This is a genomic window from Lelliottia sp. EB106-05-01-XG201 (assembly GCF_058791735.1).
Genome location: NZ_JBYTDV010000001.1, coordinates 1,879,949 through 1,899,837 on the forward strand (window position 1 = coordinate 1,879,949; position 19,889 = coordinate 1,899,837).

Here is a 19,889-nt window from a genome sequence, read left to right on the forward strand (position 1 = left end):
TCTAAGGGAGAAGGTCAATGAAGGCATCATCTATTCGCTATGGCGTACTGGGGATGTGGGCCGTCCTGGCCGTGATGACGGGGAGGGCCAATGCGGCGGCGACCATTCTGCTGTGGCCGATCGACCCCTGGCTTTCGGCGGATACTAAAGCCACTGAGCTGTGGATCCAGAATCAGGGTAACAGCGCCACCATCATGCAGGTGCGCATTATGCGCTGGAAGCAGGAGAACGGTTTCGAGCGCTACACCGCTCAGCAGGATGTGGTCGCCAGCCCACCGATTGTCACCATTGGCAAAGACGGCAAGCAGCTGATTCGTCTGATCAAACAGAACGACGTTCCGATGGGCGTCGAGCAAGCCTACCGCATTATCGTCGACGAAATCCCCCAGCCCGGCGACAAATCCCGTCCCGAAATCGGCCTCAAAATCCAGATGCGCTACTCCATTCCGCTGTTCGTCTACGGCCAGGGCATCCCGACAATCAAAGAGGGGGCGCATCACGCCCTGGCGGAGCCACAAAACCTGAGCTGGAAAATTGTGCAGGAGGACGGTAAACCCGCGCTGCAGGTACGCAATCGGGGCGATGTCCACGTCCGTCTGAGCCAGGTGGTGCTCGACAAGCGGACCATCGCCGACGGCCTGCTGGGCTACGTCCTCCCGGACAGCACCCGCAGCTGGCCGCTGCCGGCAGGCGTGCATCAGGCCAGCCAGATGAGTGCGCAAATTAACGCCGGGAACGCGCAATGGCAGTCGGCGCCCGCCCACTGAAACCGGCGATGATCATCCTGCTTTGCGTGACGACCAGCGCCTGGGCCGAAAACGGTGATGACAGTTTACCGCCCCCGCCGGATGCGCAGGCGCTCAACAGCGAGGCCGTGTTTCAGCTTTCGGTGGTGATCAACCACTACGACACCGGCCTGGTGGTCCCCGTCACGCAGCGCAACGGGACTTTTTTTATCTCCAGCGCCGATCTGCTGCGCGCCGGTCTGCCGCCGGAACAGGTGCCGAACGGCGAAGTCGATCTCTCCCGGCTGGCGCATGTGCGCGTGGAGTATGACAGTGCCGCCCAGCGCCTGCTGTTGAGCGTCCCGCGCGACTGGGTATCGACTCGGGTCACGCCCTTCGGCGGACAGACCGCCCAGAGCAAGCCCCAGTATGGCAGGGGCGCGCTGCTCAATTACGATCTCTACACCAATCACACGGAACACATCGGCGGCCAGGCCTCGCTCTGGCACGAGTTCCGCTATTTCAATGAAAACGGGTCGCTCTCTTCAACCGGGTACACGCGCAAAAGTTTTGCCGGCGACTCGGGCCAGCAGGAAGGGTACGTCCGTTACGACACCACGGTGATGATCACCAATGAAGACGACGCGACCACCTGGACCGCCGGGGATGTGATCAGCGATGCGTTAAGCTGGAGCAGCAGCGTACGCATGGGCGGGATCAGCTACGGGCGCGACTTCTCCTTGCGCCCGGACCTGGTCACCTGGCCGCTGCCGGAGTTTTCCGGCGAAGCGGCGGTGCCGACATCGGTGGATCTGTTCATCAACGGCTACCGTTCCGGCTCGACGCAGCTCCAGCCCGGCCCGTTCACCCTGACTAATCTGCCCTACATCAACGGTGCAGGGGACGCGGTGCTGATCACCACCGATGCGCTCGGGCGCCAGGTCAGCACCACCATGCCGTTCTATGTCACCAGCGATCTCCTCAAGCAGGGGCTGAGCGACGGGGCGGTGACGCTGGGGAGTCTGCGTCGCAGCTACGGCATCAAGAATTTTGACTACGGCCCGGCGGCGGGCAGTGGCTCGTACCGCTACGGCTTAACCGACTGGCTGACGCTGGAAGGGCACGGCGAAGCGGCAGAAGAGCTGGCCCTCGGCGGGGCGGGAACGGTGGTCAAACTGGGGCAGCTCGGCGTGGTCAACGGCTCATACACCCACAGCCGAATGCGAGGCGACGACGGCGGGCAGATCAACTGGGGCTATCAGTACAGCACCAGCGCCTTTAGCCTCGCGACGCAGCACTCCCGGCGCGATCGCGGATACGGCAACCTGGCGCTCTACGACCAGCCGACTATCTATGATGAGCACGATCAGCCCATCGCCAGCCTGAGCCGCAATACCGACCAGTATTCGCTCACCTTTAATCTCGGTAACTACGGCAATATCGGCGCGGCGTGGATTGGCGTGGAGAGTTTTGACAGCCAGAAAACCGAGCTGCTGAACCTCTCCTGGAGCCGCAATCTGTGGGGAAGCAGCAGTATTTATCTCGCCGCCAGCCGCGATCAGCAGCGCGGCGACTGGACGGTGGCGATGTCCCTGCAAATTCCGATAGGCGAGCGGGACAGCGCTGCCGTCACTTTCGAAAACACGCCGGATTCCGGCAGCACTCAGCGCATCAACTACAACCACTCGATGCCGTCCGACGGCGGACTGAGCTGGAATATGGCGTGGGCGAATCAGTCGAGATCGCAAAACTATCAGCAGGCGACGTTGGGCTGGCGCAACAACAATATTGAAGTGCAGGGCGGGGGATACGGCGAGCAGGACATGATGACCTGGTGGGGCGAGGCGATGGGCTCGATCGTCCTGATGGACAACGAGCTGTTTGCTGCCAATAAAATCAACGACGCCTTCGTGGTGATCAGCACCGACGGCCACCCGGACGTGCCGGTCAACTACGAAAACCAGCCGGTCGGCAAAACCAATCACAACGGCTATCTGCTGGTCAGCGGCGTATCGGCCTACTACCCGGCGAGCTACAGCATCAACACGCTCAATCTACCCGCCGATACGCGGCTTAAAGAGACGGAGCGCCGCGTCGCCATTCGCCGTCACAGCGGTTATCTGGTGGATTTCCCGATGGAGCAGGAGCGGGTGGCGAGCGTGATTTTGCACGATCCGCAAGGGGAGGCGATCCCCGTCGGGAGCCAGGTGAAACGCGCGGCGCGCAGCACGGCGGTGGTCGGGTATGACGGCATCGCCTGGCTGGAGAATCTCAACACCGTGAACCCGCTGGAAGTGATTCTGCCGGAGGGGAAACGCTGTTACGCCACCCTGACCATCGGCGCGAATCCGGATCACAAGCTGCAAACCTTCGGGCCGCTGACCTGCCGGGAGGCCCCGTGAAACGCCTGCTGATCGCCCTGATGCTGCTGATGTTCTCGGGCGGCAGTTGGGCGGTGTGTAACATCAGCACCGTCAATGCGAATTTCGGCAGCGTGACGTCGTTTGCCTTGAGCGGCACGGGCGAAGTCGAAACCACCGGCACGCTGGTGGTGAGCTGCGATGCGATCCTGAACCTCATCACCAATGACTCCGTGACCCTGAACTACACCGCCGCGACCGTCTCAGCCAACAGCCGCGCGACCATGAAACGCACGGACAATGCGACCATCACCGATGTCATTCCCACCCGGCTGTGCGGACTGTCGGGCTGTTCCGGCAGCAGCGAAGTGCAAATCGCCAAAGCCTATACCTGGAGCGGCGCCACGCTGCTCAACCTGCTGGGGGCCAAGCAGTACAACATCCCTCTTTATTTCCGCACGGTTGCGGGGCAAAACGTGACGGCGGGGCCGTATCAGGTGGTGCTGACCTTTAGCATTAACTACAACGTCTGTTCCGTCGGGGCCGTCGGACTTTGCCTCACGCCGCAAACCGGCACCGCCACCACCAGCATTACGCTCAACATGAACGTCACCAACGATTGCAGCGCGATGACCACGCCAAACGTCAACTTTAACAGCGCGCCGCTGGTGCAAAATTTTCCCACCGTCTCGCAGGCCATTTCCGTCACCTGCACCAAGGGCAGCACCTACACCATCGGCATCAACAATGGTGCCAATGCCTCGAATGGCGTGCGCCGAATGGTAAGCAACGGTAATTATATTAATTACGACATTTATAAAGAGGCGACCAGCAACCGCTGGGGCGGCAGCGGAACCGAGCGCTGGACGAGCGCCACCTCATCACAGGTCAGTACTGACGGGCTTCTGCGCACCTATAACTACACCGCCAAAGTGCTCACCAGCCAGACCACACCTCCCGCCGGAACCTACTCCGACACCCTGATTGTCGACGTCGCATTCTGAGCCGACGTTTTTCCCTTTCGCAAATGTAAAGTTCCCGCAGCCTGTGCCGATAACACCACTAATAATTCTTAGAGAAGGTGTTGTATGTTGAACCGTATCCGCGTTGTCACAATGCTGATGATGGTGCTGGTCATTTTCGCACTTCTTCAGCTTATTTCCGGTGGGCTGTTTTTCTCATCCTTAAAAAATAACCAGCAGAGTTTTGCTGTTTCCAATGATTTACGTCTCCAGCAGAGTGAGCTGACGTCGACCTGGGATCTGATGCTGCAAACGCGTATCAACCTGAGCCGCTCTTCCGCCCGCATGATGATGGACCCGAACAATCAGCAGAGCAGCGCTAAAACCGATCTGCTGAAAAATGCGCGCGCGACCCTGGCCGATGCCGCGAAACACTACGACGCCTTCAAAAAGATTACGCCGCTGCCTTCCATGGTGCAGGCGAGCGAAAACATTGACGAAAAATACACGGCCTATGCTGCCGGACTGGCTGAACTGACCCAGTTCCTCGAAAACGGCAATATGGACGCCTATTTCGCCCAGCCGACGCAGGGGATGCAAAACGCCCTCGGCAAAGCGCTGAGCGAATACGCTACCGCCAGCAGCGAGCAGTACCTCGCGGCCTTCAACGAAAGCAAAAGCGACTACCACTTTGCCAAATGGCAGATGGCGATCCTGGCCCTCGCGCTGGTGATCGTGCTGGTCGGCGTGTGGTACGGCATCCGCGCCATTCTGCTCAACCCGCTGGCGCGGGTGATTGGTCACATTCGTGAAATCGCCAGTGGCGACCTGACCAAAACGCTGGTGATTTCCGGTCGTAACGAAATCACCGAGCTGGCGGGCAGCGTCGATCACATGCAGCGCTCTCTGACCGACACCGTCACCAACGTGCGTCAGGGATCGGATGCGATCTACACCGGCACCAGCGAAATCGCCATGGGCAATAACGATCTCTCCTCGCGTACCGAAGAGCAGGCCTCTGCCCTGGAAGAGACCGCCGCCAGCATGGAAGAACTCACCGCGACCGTTAAGCAAAACGCCGATAACGCCCGTCAGGCGGCGCATCTGGCTGAAAGCGCTTCCGAAACCGCGCAGCGCGGCGGCAAGGTGGTGGATGGCGTGGTGAAAACCATGCACGAGATCGCCGGCAGCTCGAAAAAAATCGCCGATATCATCAGCGTGATCGACGGGATTGCCTTCCAGACCAACATCCTCGCCCTGAACGCCGCCGTTGAAGCGGCGCGTGCGGGCGAGCAGGGGCGTGGCTTTGCCGTCGTCGCCGGGGAAGTGCGCAACCTGGCGAGCCGCAGCGCCAACGCGGCAAAAGAGATCAAATCCCTGATTGAAGATTCTGTCGCGCGCGTCGATACCGGCTCCGTGCTGGTTGAAAGCGCGGGTGAAACCATGAACGACATCGTCAACGCGGTGACGCGCGTGACCGACATTATGGGCGAAATCGCCTCTGCATCCGATGAGCAGAGTCGCGGGATCGACCAGGTGGCGCTGGCGGTGTCCGAAATGGATCGCGTCACACAACAAAACGCCGCGCTGGTGCAGGAGTCCGCGGCCGCGGCCGCTGCGCTGGAAGACCAGGCGAGCCGTCTGAAGATGGCCGTCTCGGCGTTTCGCCTTACCTCTGGACCACAAAATACGGTGGCGTCCCGGGCAGTCTCTGCCGGGGCCGCGCCTGCCGCAAGGATGAACAACACCCGCGCGCAGGCCGCCGGACAAGAAGAAAACTGGGAAACATTTTGACTGACATTTAACCGCGGCTAATGACCGCTTGATGGGAGCGTGGATGTTAAATCGTATTCGTATCTCGACCACACTGTTTTTGATTCTGATCCTTTGCGGTGTGTTGCAAGTTGGCAGTAATGGATTGTCTTTCTGGGCTTTTCGCGATGGCTATCAGAACTTACAGGAAGTTGAGACGAGTAATCAGCAGCGCTCCTCGCTCGCGCAAACCCGCGCGGTGCTTTTGCAGGCCAGCACCGCGCTGAATAAAGCGGGCACATTAACGGCATTAAGTTATCCGCCTGATGACATCAAGGCGCTGATGACCACCGCGCGTAACAGCCTGAAACAGGCCGAAGCGCAGTTTAACGCCTTCGGCGCGCAGGAGGCGCTCAGCGACAAAGCCAAAGCGCTGAAAGCCGAGATGCAAAAGGGCTATAGCCAGTGGCATAGCGATCTGGAGCATCAGGCCACCTGGCTTGAGAACAACCAGCTGTCAGATTTTCTGACGGCACCGGTGCAGGACTCCCAGGCCGCGTTTGATAAAAGCTTTAACGCCTGGCAGCAGGATATGAACCAGTTCGTTGAAGAGGCGAGCAGCGACAGCCGCACCAGCTATCACATGTCGGGGGTGATTTTCGCCACCGTGGTGATTCTGGCGCTGCTCCTCACCGGCGGGGCGCTGCTCTGGTCGCGCAAGATGATCGTCCTGCCGCTGGCGATTATCAGCAGCCATTTTGACAGCATCGCCAAAGGCAACCTGGCGCGTCCGGTGGCGGTGTTTGGTAAGAACGAAATTTCGGCCATTTTTGCCAGCCTGAAAGCGATGCAAGGATCGCTTCGCGAAACGGTGACCGATGTGCGACAGGGTAGCTATGCGATGCACACCGGTATTTCCGAAATCGCGGCGGGGAACAACGATTTGTCGTCCCGTACTGAGCAGCAGGCTGCGTCTCTGGCGCAAACGGCGGCCAGTATGGAAGAGCTGACGGCCACCGTCAGTCAGAACGCCGACAACGCCCGGCAGGCATCGGACCTGGCGAAACAGGCGGCTTTAACGGCGAAGAAGGGCGGGGATCAGGCGTCGCATGTGGCCAGCACCATGCAGCAGATCGCCACCAGCTCGCAGAAAATTGGCGACATTATTAGCGTGATCGACGGTATCGCGTTTCAGACGAACATTCTGGCATTGAACGCCGCCGTTGAAGCGGCGCGTGCCGGTGAACAGGGCCGTGGTTTTGCGGTAGTGGCAGGCGAAGTGCGCAATCTCGCCAGCCGCAGCGCGAACGCGGCGAAAGAGATCAAGGTATTGATTGAAGAGTCCGTCTCTCGGGTGCAACAGGGTTCTCAGCTGGTGGATACCGCTGCCCACACGATGACGGAAATTGTCACCTCGGTGACGCGTGTAAACGACATTATGGGCGAAATTGCTTCCGCCTCAGACGAACAGCGTCGCGGCATCGAACAGGTCGCACTGGCCGTGACGCAGATGGATCAGGTAACGCAACAGAACGCTTCTCTTGTTGAAGAAGCGGCTGCCGCTACCGACCAGCTCGCCAACCAGGCCGATCATCTGACGGGTCTGGTCGCCGTTTTTAACGTAAAAGAGCAAGTCGAAAAAGTAGCAGAAGTCGGGCGGTCACAGGCCGTGCCAGTTGTAACCTGAAAGTGATAAAGAAGGCGCTATGACCTCACCAAACCCCTCGGGGCAATCGTCATTATTGCAGCAAATGACCCAGCGCCTCGCGCTGTCCGACGCGCATTTTCGTCGGATATGTCAGTTGATTTACCAGCGTGCAGGGATTGTGCTTGCCGACCATAAGCGAGACATGGTCTACAACCGACTGGTCCGGCGCTTACGCACCCTGGAGCTTGATGATTTTGGTCGTTATCTGGGCATGCTGGAGGCAAACCCTAACAGCGCCGAGTGGCAGGCCTTTATCAACTCGCTGACCACGAACCTGACGGCATTTTTCCGCGAAGGTCACCACTTCCCGGTACTGGCGGAACATGCCCGCCGTCGTAGCGGAGAATATCGTGTCTGGAGCGCGGCGGCGTCGACGGGCGAAGAGCCTTACTCGCTGGCGATTACCCTTGCCGATACGCTGGGCATGGCGCCCGGCCGTTGGAAGGTGTATGCCAGCGATATCGACACCGAAGTGCTGGAGAAAGCGCGCAACGGCGTCTATCGCCAGGACGAGCTGAAAACCCTGTCGCCGCAGCAGCTGCAGCGTTACTTCATGCGCGGCACAGGCCCGCATGAAGGGCTGGTTCGCGTGCGTCAGGAGCTGGCGAATTGCGTGGAGTTCGCTCCGGTCAATTTGCTCGATAAACAGTACAACGTACCGGGTCCTTTCGACGCGATATTTTGCCGTAACGTAATGATTTATTTTGATAAAACGACGCAGCAGGAGATCCTGCGCCGTTTTGCTCCGCTGCTCAAGCCCGATGGCTTGCTGTTTGCCGGGCATTCGGAGAACTTCAGCAACCTCGCCCGCGAATTTGTTCTGCGCGGCCAGACGGTATATGCGCTGAGTAAGGAAAAAGCATGAGTAAGATCAGGGTGTTGTCTGTCGATGATTCCGCGTTGATGCGCCAGATCATGACTGAAATTATCAATAGCCATAGCGACATGGAGATGGTGGCGACTGCGCCCGATCCGCTCGTCGCGCGGGATTTAATTAAGAAATTTAACCCCGATGTGCTGACGCTGGACGTCGAAATGCCGCGCATGGACGGGATTGATTTCCTTGAGAAATTGATGCGTCTGCGTCCCATGCCGGTGGTGATGGTCTCCTCGCTGACCGGGAAAGGTTCAGAAATTACCCTGCGCGCGCTGGAGCTGGGAGCGGTGGATTTTGTCACCAAACCGCAGCTGGGCATTCGCGAAGGGATGCTTGCCTACAGCGAGATGATCGCCGAGAAGATCCGCACCGCGTCGCGCGCCAAACTGACGGCGCACACCCCTGCGGCCGTCCCTGCGACGTTGAAGGCCGGTCCGCTGCTGAGTTCGGAAAAACTGCTGGTGATCGGCGCGTCAACCGGAGGAACAGAGGCAATTCGCCATGTACTCCAGCCATTGCCGCTCTCAAGCCCGGGTATTCTTATTACCCAGCATATGCCGCCAGGCTTTACCCGTTCGTTCGCTGAGCGCCTGAATAAGCTATGCCAGATTAGCGTGAAAGAGGCGGAAGACGGTGAACGTGTTCTGCCGGGTCACGCCTATATCGCACCGGGCGACAAGCATATGGAGCTGGCGCGCAGTGGCGCTAACTATCAAATCAAAATTCATGACGGTCCGCCGGTTAACCGGCACCGTCCGTCTGTGGATGTGCTGTTTCATTCGGTGGCGAAACATGCGGGGCGCAACGCCGTTGGGGTGATCCTGACGGGGATGGGCAACGATGGCGCCGCCGGAATGCTCGCGATGCACCAGGCTGGCGCCTGGACGATTGCGCAGAATGAAGCAAGTTGTGTGGTGTTCGGCATGCCGCGCGAGGCCATCAATATGGGTGGCGTGAGCGAAGTGGTCGATCTTAGCCAGGTAAGCCAGCAGATGCTGGCGAAAATCAGTGCCGGACAGGCAATACGTATTTAACGAGGAGAAGGTTTTTATGGCGGACAAAGAGCTCAGATTTTTGGTTGTGGATGACTTTTCCACCATGCGTCGTATCGTGCGCAACCTGCTGAAAGAGCTAGGTTTTAATAACGTTGAAGAAGCAGAAGATGGCGTTGACGCCCTCAACAAATTACAGGCCGGTGGCTTTGATTTTGTGATCTCTGACTGGAACATGCCAAATATGGACGGTCTGGATCTGCTCAAAACGATTCGCGCTGACGGCAAAATGTCCGCTCTTCCGGTTCTGATGGTGACAGCAGAAGCGAAGAAAGAGAACATTATTGCGGCAGCACAGGCGGGCGCAAGCGGGTATGTGGTGAAACCATTTACGGCGGCGATTCTGGAAGAGAAACTCGGCAAAATCTTCGAGAAACTCGGCATGTGAGGTGCTGGTGATGATAAAACCTGCTATGAAACCGGTCGAGGAACATTCGGCCAATGAGATTATTGTCCGTATCGGCAGCCTGACGCGTATGTTACGCGACAGCCTGCGCGAGCTGGGCTTAGATCAGGCGATTGCCGAAGCGGCAGAAGCCATCCCCGATGCGCGCGACCGTCTCGACTATGTTGTGCAGATGACCGCTCAGGCGGCAGAACGCGCGCTGAACAGCGTTGAAGCCTCTCAACCGCACCAGGACGAGATGGAAAAGGGGGCGAAAGCCCTGAGCAAACGCTGGGACGAGTGGTTCGAAAACCCAATCGAACTCGCGGATGCCCGTGAGCTGGTGACGGATACCCGTCAGTATCTGGGCGATGTCCCGGGACACACCAGCTTCACCAACGCGCAGCTGCTGGACATCATGATGGCGCAGGATTTCCAGGACCTGACGGGTCAGGTGATCAAGCGCATGATGGATGTGATTCAGGAGATCGAACGTCAGCTGCTGATGGTGCTGCTGGAGAATATGCCAGAGCCTGCGGCGCGTCCGAAACGCGAGAACGAAAGCCTGCTCAATGGCCCGCAGCTCGACACCACCAAGGCGGGCGTGGTAGCCAGCCAGGATCAGGTGGACGATCTGCTGGACAGTCTCGGCTTCTAATCCCGGCGAGGTTTTCTCAGGCTGCGTGCGCAGCCTGAGGAGCCTTTATCGCAAATCCATTTTTACCGTCACGTTCCCTTCAAATTTACCCGGTTCCGGCGTGGCACGGGTTGTGCTCACGGGCGCCGCTTTGATCTTCACTGAACCATTTCCCTGCTCGTCCATGGTGACCGGAAACTCGTAGCTGCCGTCGAGTGCGACATCCTTATCGCTTTCAGTAAATACTCTGACCCCGACGTCATCCCGGCCCAGCATTTTGGCTATTAGCGGATCGCTGCTGTCAACGACACCTTGATCGGCGCTGAGCGTCAGTTTAATGCGGTTATCATTCCCCACGGCGTTATCGTCACAGTGATAGGAGATGTCCACGTTTTTCAGCGTATAGCCCTGCGGCATAACACCTTTGACTTTGAACTGCTTGCTGACGATGTTGCCAAAATCGACCTCGATGGTGCTGCCTTCGTTGATTGTGCAACTGAGGGGAGCGGAAAGGGATCCGCTGAGCCAGATGTTGGATACCAGTTGTGCGCTTGCAGCATCACAGCTCCCAGTATCGTAATAGAGGCAGGCATAGTTCTGAACCACCAGGGTAGGGGGAATAATCTCTTTGCCGAGAATCGGTTTTTTAATGTGAAACGTGGCATTCATGACGTTCCAGCGGAACTGGCGTTTTGCAGGGGGAGACTTCTCCGGACGAGTGCTTTCGCTGCATACGCTGTTTGTGTTTTCTGGGACAATTCTATTGTCCGCAAATTTTGACATCGAAGCGATGGGGGTTGGATATTGATTTATGCTTAACGGGTGTAACCCCGATCCGTCAGGAGAATTGATCGCATCGTCATACCCCCCAACGTCAATATCAAACTTATCGGTGAGATAACCATAGTCGTCGCTTCCCGGCGGAAGCGGGCTTCCTGCCAATGTTAATTCCTTGACCGCAATTGTCTCATCCATTGAAGAAGGGCAAGTACAATTAGCCTCCATGACCGTACTCTCTGCAACCAGATGTCCCGGAACATCAACGTCGTGACCAGCCAGATTTTCATTCGTCGTGAGATCACGGTCGTATGCGATGTGGTAATCCACAGGGACAAAACAGTTGTGCAAAATCGTCACGGCTTGCGCCGAAACAGGAATGCAGAGGCACAGGAACAACACTCCTGAAAAAAAACGTGAAATTGAATTAATTAACATGTTGTGGTTCCTGCTGACAAAGGGCATTGACGGAGCGAATTCCCGCCGGATTTGAAGCCTGTACTGCCGCACCGAGAGAGACATGGGCGGTGCATTGCTGATCCGCTGCACTTCCCCATTTCACGCTTAACTGAACGGTGTCAGAGACCCCTGCCAGGTAAACAGTGCCCTTATCATCAACGATACCGCTGATAACTGGCGAGAGGGCGGTAACGATGGCGCCGAAAGGTACCGTTTTGCCATCCGGGCGCATGAGCGTGATCAGGACGCGATAGCCTACATGGGCATCGAAATTCGCCACGACCGCGGCATTACGGGAAGGGATAACCGTGACCTCCGTTTCGGTCGTATCGACATCTTCCGGCAGACTGGTGGTATCAACACGGATGCTGTTTTCCTGATACGGACTCAGGGACGGAATCACCGCATTGCCCTGCCAGTCGGTCTGAATGCCGCGCTGGTTCTGGAAACGCACGCCTGACGCGTGGTTCGCGTTGACGATAGCGAACTGGCTGCCCAGCGGCTGGGCGAGGGTGACCCCATGCGGGTGCGCAACCACGGCACCGCTCACACCGTAGCTTAGCTGTCGGGAATTATCGGAGGAGTAGTAATACCCGGCATTCATATTGGCGTACTGCGAGCGATAGCTGCCGTACAGGCTGCTGGTGTCATCGCCATCGTGATTCGAATGGCTTTGCTGCAGCGAGTAGCTCAGGCGCTCGTCATCCAGCAGTGTTCCGTTGAGCCCCAGGCTTTGGCGGGTATAGCCGTGTTTGCTGTTGCTCAGGTTATAGCTGCTCCAGGCGCGCGGCAGGAAGCGGCTTAGCGGCATGCTAAAGCCGAAAGAGACCATCTGATCGCTCCGATCATCGTCTGTTTTGCTGTAGGTGTACGCCACATGAAGGCTTATGCCTTCAACGACAGTGTTCAGGCCCGCTGAGACACTTCGTTCTTTTTGTGAGGTATGCCAGTAATCCTGCTGATAGCCATTAAGATAAAAACTGACGCCGGAGATGTTCTGGCTGACGCTGGCCTGAATGCGGTTACGCTTGTTGTAATGGAACAGCAGATCCTCTTCGTGCTCATCGTATTTCTGATTGGCATCGGCAAAGCTGTAGTAGCCGCTGGTGGAGTAGCGATAGCTGGCAAGGGTAAAGTTAGTGTCAGTGGTATCAATTTTACCGGAGTAGAGCAGGCGATAAGACTGCCCGGTGCTCTGGGTGCCATTGTCGAGCTGCGTTTTCGCGGCGGTCACATCCGCTGACAGGGTACCGAGCAATCCCAGGGCGATACCCGCGCCGCTGTTCACCGCCTGATAATCATCCGACGCGGTTAGTCCGCCAAACAGCGTCATGCTGTTGTTCAGACCATAGATTAGACTTCCCTGAGCAAAGAGCGGTTCGTTTTGATCGCTGCCGCTGTCCGCGCGATAGCGGGCCGCCGTGATCTCATATTTCATGTGTCCAGGCCGCTGCATCACCGCGATGCTGGAGTAAGGCTGGGTGAAGTGGTGCTCGGTCCCGTCGGCCTCTTTGACGGTCACTTCCAGGTCGCCGCTGTTGGTGGTGGAGTAGAGATCGTTAATCTCGAACGCGCCCGGCGCGACGTTCTGCTGATAGATCAGATACCCATTCTGGCGCACCGACACTTCGGCATTCGAGCTGGCGATACCACGAATCACCGGCGCGAAACCGCGCTGGCTGTAAGGTAGCATCTCTTCATCGGAGGCCACGTTGATGCCGCGATACTGCAGGCTGTCGAACACTTCACCCTGAGTGCTGCTCTCGCCGCCCGTGAACTGCGCTTTTATCGCATCGATATCATGTTGTACGTAGGTATTGACCGTGTCCCAGCTGTTGGCGTCATCCGTTTTACTCCACGTGGAGTAGTTGCGCACGCGCCAGCCGCCGAGATTGGCGCCGCTTCGCATATTAAGATACTGATTCGTTGTTGTATTTTGGCCACTGTCCTGGTTCTGTGAGCCGGAAAACGAATAATCAGTGAACGCGACAGGGACACCGTCATCCCAGCGTGAAGGGGCGATATAGTCTCTGCCACTCCCGGCTATGGCGGCCTGCGGGATGCTCAGATGCAGCGTCATGGTGGCGAAATCGAGCGTGGCCGAAGCCTGCGGGATGTAATTACCCAGCGGTTGAGGCAGAGGAACCGTGGCATCCAGCGCGGCAAGCTTTGGATACTTATCGATATCCACACCCCAGTTGCGCAGCATATCCGGCGTCAGCTGTGGTGCCAGTTCGCCGTTTTTAGTACCGAGATAGGTGATACTGGCATCGCCTGCCCGCCGATCGTTGAACACGATTCGGGAGGAATAGACCCCCGGCAGTTGGGTATTGGCACGCGAAAACAGCGACAGGTCGATGTTCTGCTGCGAGAGCATGTCGCCTTCCAGTGAAGAGGGCGCGAAGTGGTACTCCCGGGCCTCAGCGCCGACTGACGTCACGAGTAAAACACCACTCAAACAACGTACCAGCGGGTTAAGACGCCAGAAACGCTGGCGGGACACATCATGCAGTCCTTTTGCCATTTTGTTCTATTCCTGAACCAGCTTGGAAACGTATTTGTAGGAGGCATTGCCGTAATCCGTGATGCAGCGCCAGCTCACCTGCGAACCGGAAGCCGTGTCCGGTAACGGGATCTGAACGCTGGACTGAGGATTGACCATGTCAGCTTTAACGATTTTTGTGCTGCCCAGCAGCAGACTGTCGAAGGTGCTGTGGAAGGCACCGTCATTGGTGATCGTCAATTGCTTGCCGCTGCGGGAAAAACGCAGATTTTGGCACGTCTCCTCCGGCGAGCCTTTCAGTCCCTTAGGGCGCCAGAAGAGCTTGATTCGGGTTTTGTAGATCAGTCGTAAAACGTTCTTATCGTCGTCTTCCGCCGCGGTGGCGGGAATGGTACGAACGTTCATGTAAAACAACGATTCTTTGTTTTCGGGCAATGCCGTGCCATTCCACGCTATTCTCAGGCTTTGTTCTTTCTGTGGCTCAAGGCGAAATAGTGGAGGGGTGACAATAAAGGGACCACGGGTTTTTCCATCGCCCGTATCGGTCCAGGATTGTATCAACCAGGGTAGGGCATTTTCTTTATTGATAAGCGGTAGTGAGATCTCTTTCTTGCCGGCATCATAGATGATTCGCGTGCGCCCAACCTGAATGCCTGCTGCATGGCTTAGGGAGATGAAAATAACGGGGGTTAACAATACAGCTAGCGGGAAAATACGCATGGCAATACCTGTTCCGGTTTTTAAAATAAAGGAAATCCCAAGCTCACCATAAGGTTGGGACTTCCTTACATAGACCCATTCACATCAATATTTTCTGGGAAATAATTGATATCAAGAATGGATAAAGTATAAATATTAACGGTAAATAATATTTACGGTCATATCAGCATCTGCAGGGCCTGCTTCGACTGTTTTAGTGAATGACCTATATCGAGCGTTGAAATTGGTGGTAAGAATGTCATCTACCTTATTTGTGAGTGGCACTTTAACCTGACCTTCAGCACCGTCCATAGTGATAAGATTCGTATCTTTTCCATCAAGGCTGACCGCAACACCCACGCCTAAAGCCGCCGTCGTTCCTGCGGTGGTTTTTTTGCTTACATCAAGCAGATTATTTACCCCCGTCAATGTAGTGGTGCCAGTGAACGTTAATTGAACTGAGGGCAGACCGTCGCTTTTTAATGGGCAATCTTTCAGTGAAATGGAGAAAGGCACCAGTGTAGATTCCACGCCAACGTCAGTAAATAACGACGTCGGATAGGTTCCCAAAGGAACGGTACTGTCTGTACCATCATCGCCTTCGATAACACAGCTCGGTTCGATTATCTCACCTGTAAAGTGAATCGTACCTGCATTCATTTCAGCGGCGAATCCACTCATTGAGGCTAATGCCAGCAAGGATCCCGAAATGATATTGTTCCTGATGTTCATGGTATGACGTTCCTTAGCAATATAATCCATATAGACACTGTTTTAGAGAATAATCCCAATAAATAAAATTATTCCACGGACAGTATACAAAGATATTTACCTCAGGCGGAAGTGTGGCTTAATTGATATTGTTTGCATGATAATGGGTTTCTCGAAAATAGTAAAATCAACAATTATGAGTTAATTCTATAATCATTATCTTAGTGATGTTAAATGTGCTGATAAATATTATTGTTAAGATGTAAATTGTATTTTTTATGTTGCATTTGATTTGTTTAGATTGGCGGGAAATGGTGTTTGTAGTGTTTTAAAATAAAAAATCAGGATGCTTTTTCCTGTTTCGGCAAATTCAAATTTTACCCTCTGGGGTCTAAAATTAGATCGAAAAGTTTATCTGAATCGAGTTATTTCACTTTAAAGAGGATAAAAACGACCAGTTTTACAGGCTTTTCCATCCATTGAATCCACCCGGCTCTGACATGATACGCGTGACGAAATGGGCAAAGAGTACGAACTGTGTCAGAAGACAGCGACGACAAAACAGAAGCCCCCTCACCCCACCGACTAGAAAAGGCGCGTGAGGACGGGCAAGTCCCCCGATCCCGAGAACTGACATCCCTGCTGATTTTAATCGTTGGGGTTTGCATTATCTGGATGGGAGGGGAGTCGTTTGCCCGCAGGCTGGCGGGCATGCTCTCGGCTGGCCTGCGTTTCGATCACAGTATGGTCAACGACCAGAATCTGATCCTCAGCCAAATCATTCTGCTGCTCAAAGACGCCATGATCGCGCTATTGCCGCTGATCTCCGGCGTGGTGATTGTCGCGCTGGTCTCGCCCGTGATGCTGGGCGGATTGATATTCAGCGGCAAATCGCTGCAGCCCAAATTCTCTAAACTCAATCCGCTCCCGGGCATTAAGAAGATGTTCTCGGCGCAAACGGGCGCGGAACTGCTGAAAGCGATCCTCAAATCGACGCTGATGGGCAGCACCGCCGGATTTTATCTCTGGTTCCACTGGCCAGACATGATGCGGTTGATCAGTGAATCGCCGCTGACGGCGATGATCAACGCCATGGACCTGGTGGGAATGTGTGCGGTGCTGGTGGTGCTCAGCATTATCCCGATGGTGGGATTCGACGTGTTCTTCCAGATCTATAGCCACATCAAAAAGCTGCGTATGTCCCGCCAGGACCTGCGCGATGAATACAAACAGAACGAAGGCGACCCGCACGTCAAAGGGCGTATTCGCCAGATGCAGCGCCAGGCGGCGCGTCGTCGCATGATGGAAGATGTGCCGAAAGCGGACGTGATCGTGACCAACCCGACGCACTACTCCGTAGCGCTGAAATACGACGAAAACAAAATGTCTGCGCCAAAAGTGGTGGCGAAAGGCGCGGGCCTTATCGCGCTGCGCATCCGTGAAATTGGCGCGGAACACCGCGTGCCGGTACTCGAGGCGCCACCGCTGGCGCGTGCCCTGTATCGTCATGCAGAAATTGGACAGCAAATTCCAGGTCAGCTTTACGCCGCCGTGGCGGAAGTGCTGGCATGGGTATGGCAGCTGAAACGCTGGCGTTTGGCAGGCGGTCAACGACCTGGTAAACCTAAAAATCTTCCGGTGCCTGAAGCACTGGATTTTATGAACAAGAAGGACACTGATGGCTAATCTGGTGGCAATGTTGCGCCTGCCGAGCAACATTAAATCGACGCAATGGCAGATCCTTGCCGGGCCGATTCTCATCCTGCTAATTTTGTCGATGATGGTGCTGCCGTTGCCAGCATTTATCCTCGATCTGCTTTTCACCTTCAACATTGCGCTCTCGATTATGGTGCTGCTGGTGGCGATGTTCACCCAGCGCACGCTGGAGTTTGCGGCGTTCCCGACCATCCTGCTGTTCACTACCTTGCTGCGCCTGGCGCTGAACGTGGCCTCGACGCGTATCATCCTGATGGACGGACATACGGGTGGGGCAGCGGCGGGTAAAGTGGTTGAGGCCTTCGGTCACTTCCTCGTCGGCGGCAACTTTGCCATCGGTATCGTGGTGTTCGTCATCCTCGTGATCATCAACTTTATGGTTATCACCAAAGGTGCGGGCCGTATCGCCGAAGTGGGCGCGCGTTTCGTGCTCGACGGGATGCCGGGCAAACAGATGGCGATTGACGCCGATCTGAACGCCGGTCTGATCGGCGAAGACGAAGCGAAAAAACGCCGCTCTGACGTGACCCAGGAAGCGGATTTCTACGGTTCGATGGACGGTGCGAGTAAGTTCGTTCGCGGGGATGCCATCGCCGGGATCCTGATCATGGTGATCAACATCGTCGGCGGCCTGCTGGTGGGTGTTCTCCAGCACGGGATGGACATGGGCCACGCGGCGGAAAGCTATACGCTGCTGACCATCGGTGACGGCCTGGTCGCCCAGATCCCGGCGCTGGTTATCTCGACCGCGGCGGGTGTTATCGTCACCCGCGTCAGCACGGATGAAGACGTCGGTCAGCAGATGGTTAGCCAGCTGTTCACCAACCCGAACGTGCTGATGCTCTCCGCGGCAGTGCTTGGCCTGCTGGGGATGGTGCCGGGCATGCCTAACTTCGTCTTCCTGCTGTTTACCGCGGCCCTGCTGGGCCTGGCCTGGTGGCTGCGCGGGCGCGACATCAAACCGGCGGCAGAACCGATGCCGGTCAAAATGCCGGAAAACAATCAGGCGGTGGAAGCGACCTGGAATGACGTTCAGCTGGAAGATTCTCTCGGGATGGAAGTGGGTTACCGCCTGATCCCGATGGTCGATTTCCAGCAGGACGGCGAGCTGCTGGGTCGTATCCGCAGTATCCGTAAAAAATTCGCTCAGGACATGGGCTTCCTGCCGCCGGTGGTGCACATCCGCGACAACATGGATCTGCCGCCTGCGCGCTATCGCATATTAATGAAAGGCGTGGAGATCGGCAGCGGGGATGCCTATCCTGGCCGCTGGCTGGCGATCAACCCTGGCACCGCGGCGGGCACGCTGCCGGGCGAACAGACCATTGACCCGGCCTTTGGCCTGGCGGCGATCTGGATTGAAAGCGCCCTGAAAGAGCAGGCGCAGATCCAGGGCTATACGGTGGTGGAAGCCAGTACCGTGGTCGCGACGCACCTCAATCACCTGATCGGCCAGTTCTCGGCGGAGCTGTTTGGCCGCCAGGAAGCCCAGCAGCTTCTCGACCGCGTCACTCAGGAGATGCCGAAGCTGACGGAAGATCTGGTGCCAGGCGTGGTGACGCTGACCACGCTGCACAAAGTCCTGCAAAATCTGCTCGACGAAAAAGTGCCGATCCGCGATATGCGCACCATTCTGGAAACCCTGGCGGAACATGCGCCGCTGCAAAGCGATCCGCATGAGCTGACCGCCGTGGTGCGCGTGGCGTTAGGCCGGGCGATCACCCAGCAGTGGTTCCCGGGTACCGGCGAAGTGCAGGTGATTGGTCTCGATACGCCGCTTGAGCGTCTGCTGCTGCAGGCGTTGCAGGGCGGCGGCGGGCTGGAACCGGGTCTGGCAGATCGTCTGCTGGCCCAGACGCAAGAGGCGCTGGCCCGTCAGGAGATGCTTGGCGCACCGCCGGTGCTGCTGGTGAACCATGCGTTGCGTCCGCTGCTGTCGCGCTTCCTGCGCCGCAGCCTGACGCAGCTGGTGGTGCTGTCGAATCTGGAACTGTCGGATAACCGCCATATTCGTATGACGGCGACCATCGGAGGCAAATGATGCGCCACTGGTTATGGATCTTACTCTTCCCGCTGATGGCCCAGGCCGCAGGGGAGGGGACGTGGCAGGCGAGCAGCATCGGCATCACGCTGAGTAATCGCGGCGTATCGGCCTCGTCGCGACCGCTGTCCGCCTCAGAGCCGGTCTCCGGTCTGATGACGCTGGTGGTCTGGCGCTATCAGCTGATCGGCCCGACGCCTGCCGGGCTGCTTGTGCGACTTTGTTCGCAGACGCGCTGCACCGAGCTGGATGGCGAAAACGGCACCACGCATGCCTTCAACGGCGTGCCTGCCATAGAGCCGCTGCGCTTTGTCTGGGAAGTGCCGGGGGGAGGACGTCTGATCCCGGCCCTGAAAGTTCAAAGTAACGAAGTGATCGTCAACTACCGCTAATTGCCTGCCTTTTCACCAGCCGTCAGACGAAACTGACGGCTGGCTCGCAAAAAATGACCCCGCCTTTTGATGCAAAAGAAACGCTGTTTTATAAATCAGTGACACGCGTATGGAATCTCTTTGCATTATTGCC

The 19,889-nt window shown here is 56.7% G+C and carries 16 protein-coding genes; 12 read left to right on the forward strand and 4 right to left on the reverse strand.

What is annotated here, in order from left to right; translation table 11 throughout:
• The first annotated feature begins 17 nt into the window (after positions 1 to 17).
• The 9 genes from AC3WS9_RS08730 (at position 18) to cheZ (ending at position 10,479) form a co-directional block, all read left to right on the forward strand.
• Positions 18 to 767, forward strand: coding sequence for a fimbrial biogenesis chaperone (locus tag AC3WS9_RS08730; protein WP_492487801.1), 750 nt, complete (start codon positions 18 to 20; stop codon positions 765 to 767).
• Positions 743 to 3,127, forward strand: coding sequence for a fimbria/pilus outer membrane usher protein (locus AC3WS9_RS08735; RefSeq protein WP_492487803.1), 2,385 nt, complete (start codon positions 743 to 745; stop codon positions 3,125 to 3,127). The genes AC3WS9_RS08730 and AC3WS9_RS08735 overlap by 25 nt, the downstream gene beginning before the upstream one ends.
• Complete coding sequence (locus AC3WS9_RS08740; RefSeq protein ID WP_285144227.1) at positions 3,124 to 4,089, forward strand: Csu type fimbrial protein; 966 nt, start codon at positions 3,124 to 3,126, stop codon at positions 4,087 to 4,089. Before AC3WS9_RS08735 ends, AC3WS9_RS08740 begins: the two co-directional genes overlap by 4 nt.
• 84 nt (positions 4,090 to 4,173) lie before the next feature.
• On the forward strand, positions 4,174 to 5,841 hold the full coding sequence (tar, locus tag AC3WS9_RS08745; protein WP_282494687.1) for a methyl-accepting chemotaxis protein II: 1,668 nt from the start codon (positions 4,174 to 4,176) through the stop codon (positions 5,839 to 5,841).
• A gap of 43 nt (positions 5,842 to 5,884) precedes the next feature.
• The gene (tap, locus tag AC3WS9_RS08750; protein ID WP_492487806.1) at positions 5,885 to 7,486 is read left to right on the forward strand and encodes a methyl-accepting chemotaxis protein IV; all 1,602 of its coding nucleotides are present in this window, start codon (positions 5,885 to 5,887) and stop codon (positions 7,484 to 7,486) included.
• A gap of 19 nt (positions 7,487 to 7,505) precedes the next feature.
• Positions 7,506 to 8,372 carry a protein-glutamate O-methyltransferase CheR gene (gene cheR, locus AC3WS9_RS08755; protein ID WP_100779756.1) on the forward strand — a complete coding sequence of 289 codons (867 nt, stop codon included), beginning with the start codon at positions 7,506 to 7,508 and terminating at the stop codon, positions 8,370 to 8,372.
• Entirely contained in the window at positions 8,369 to 9,418 is a 1,050-nt protein-coding gene (locus AC3WS9_RS08760) for a protein-glutamate methylesterase/protein-glutamine glutaminase (RefSeq protein WP_282494685.1), read from the forward strand. Before cheR ends, AC3WS9_RS08760 begins: the two co-directional genes overlap by 4 nt.
• A gap of 16 nt (positions 9,419 to 9,434) precedes the next feature.
• A complete protein-coding gene (cheY, locus tag AC3WS9_RS08765; RefSeq protein WP_282494684.1) occupies positions 9,435 to 9,824 on the forward strand; it encodes a chemotaxis response regulator CheY in 390 nt (129 codons plus the stop codon).
• A 10-nt stretch (positions 9,825 to 9,834) separates the two neighbouring features.
• Positions 9,835 to 10,479: a protein phosphatase CheZ gene (gene cheZ, locus AC3WS9_RS08770; RefSeq protein WP_282494683.1), complete on the forward strand. Its 645-nt coding sequence runs from the start codon at positions 9,835 to 9,837 to the stop codon at positions 10,477 to 10,479.
• 45 nt (positions 10,480 to 10,524) lie between these two features.
• Here cheZ and AC3WS9_RS08775 read toward each other — a convergent pair whose 3' ends face one another.
• The 4 genes from AC3WS9_RS08775 to AC3WS9_RS08790 form a co-directional block, all read right to left on the reverse strand.
• A complete protein-coding gene (locus AC3WS9_RS08775) occupies positions 10,525 to 11,673 on the reverse strand; it encodes a fimbrial protein (protein ID WP_492487809.1) in 1,149 nt (382 codons plus the stop codon).
• Positions 11,663 to 14,218 carry a fimbria/pilus outer membrane usher protein gene (locus AC3WS9_RS08780; RefSeq protein ID WP_492487811.1) on the reverse strand — a complete coding sequence of 852 codons (2,556 nt, stop codon included), beginning with the start codon at positions 14,216 to 14,218 and terminating at the stop codon, positions 11,663 to 11,665. The genes AC3WS9_RS08775 and AC3WS9_RS08780 overlap by 11 nt, the downstream gene beginning before the upstream one ends.
• Before the next feature lie 6 nt (positions 14,219 to 14,224).
• Positions 14,225 to 14,917, reverse strand: coding sequence for a fimbrial biogenesis chaperone (locus AC3WS9_RS08785; RefSeq protein WP_492487813.1), 693 nt, complete (start codon positions 14,915 to 14,917; stop codon positions 14,225 to 14,227).
• 135 nt (positions 14,918 to 15,052) lie between these two features.
• Positions 15,053 to 15,628: a fimbrial protein gene (locus AC3WS9_RS08790; RefSeq protein WP_285149575.1), complete on the reverse strand. Its 576-nt coding sequence runs from the start codon at positions 15,626 to 15,628 to the stop codon at positions 15,053 to 15,055.
• 516 nt (positions 15,629 to 16,144) lie between these two features.
• On the opposite strand from AC3WS9_RS08790, the gene flhB reads away from it, so the two are divergent.
• From flhB to flhE, 3 genes are read left to right on the forward strand one after another with little or no spacing between them, the layout of a single operon-like run.
• Complete coding sequence (gene flhB, locus AC3WS9_RS08795) at positions 16,145 to 17,293, forward strand: flagellar biosynthesis protein FlhB (protein ID WP_282494678.1); 1,149 nt, start codon at positions 16,145 to 16,147, stop codon at positions 17,291 to 17,293.
• Positions 17,286 to 19,364: a flagellar biosynthesis protein FlhA gene (gene flhA, locus AC3WS9_RS08800; RefSeq protein ID WP_492487816.1), complete on the forward strand. Its 2,079-nt coding sequence runs from the start codon at positions 17,286 to 17,288 to the stop codon at positions 19,362 to 19,364. Before flhB ends, flhA begins: the two co-directional genes overlap by 8 nt.
• Entirely contained in the window at positions 19,364 to 19,756 is a 393-nt protein-coding gene (gene flhE / locus AC3WS9_RS08805; protein ID WP_285144372.1) for a flagellar protein FlhE, read from the forward strand. Before flhA ends, flhE begins: the two co-directional genes overlap by 1 nt.
• Positions 19,757 to 19,889: the final 133 nt, after the last annotated feature.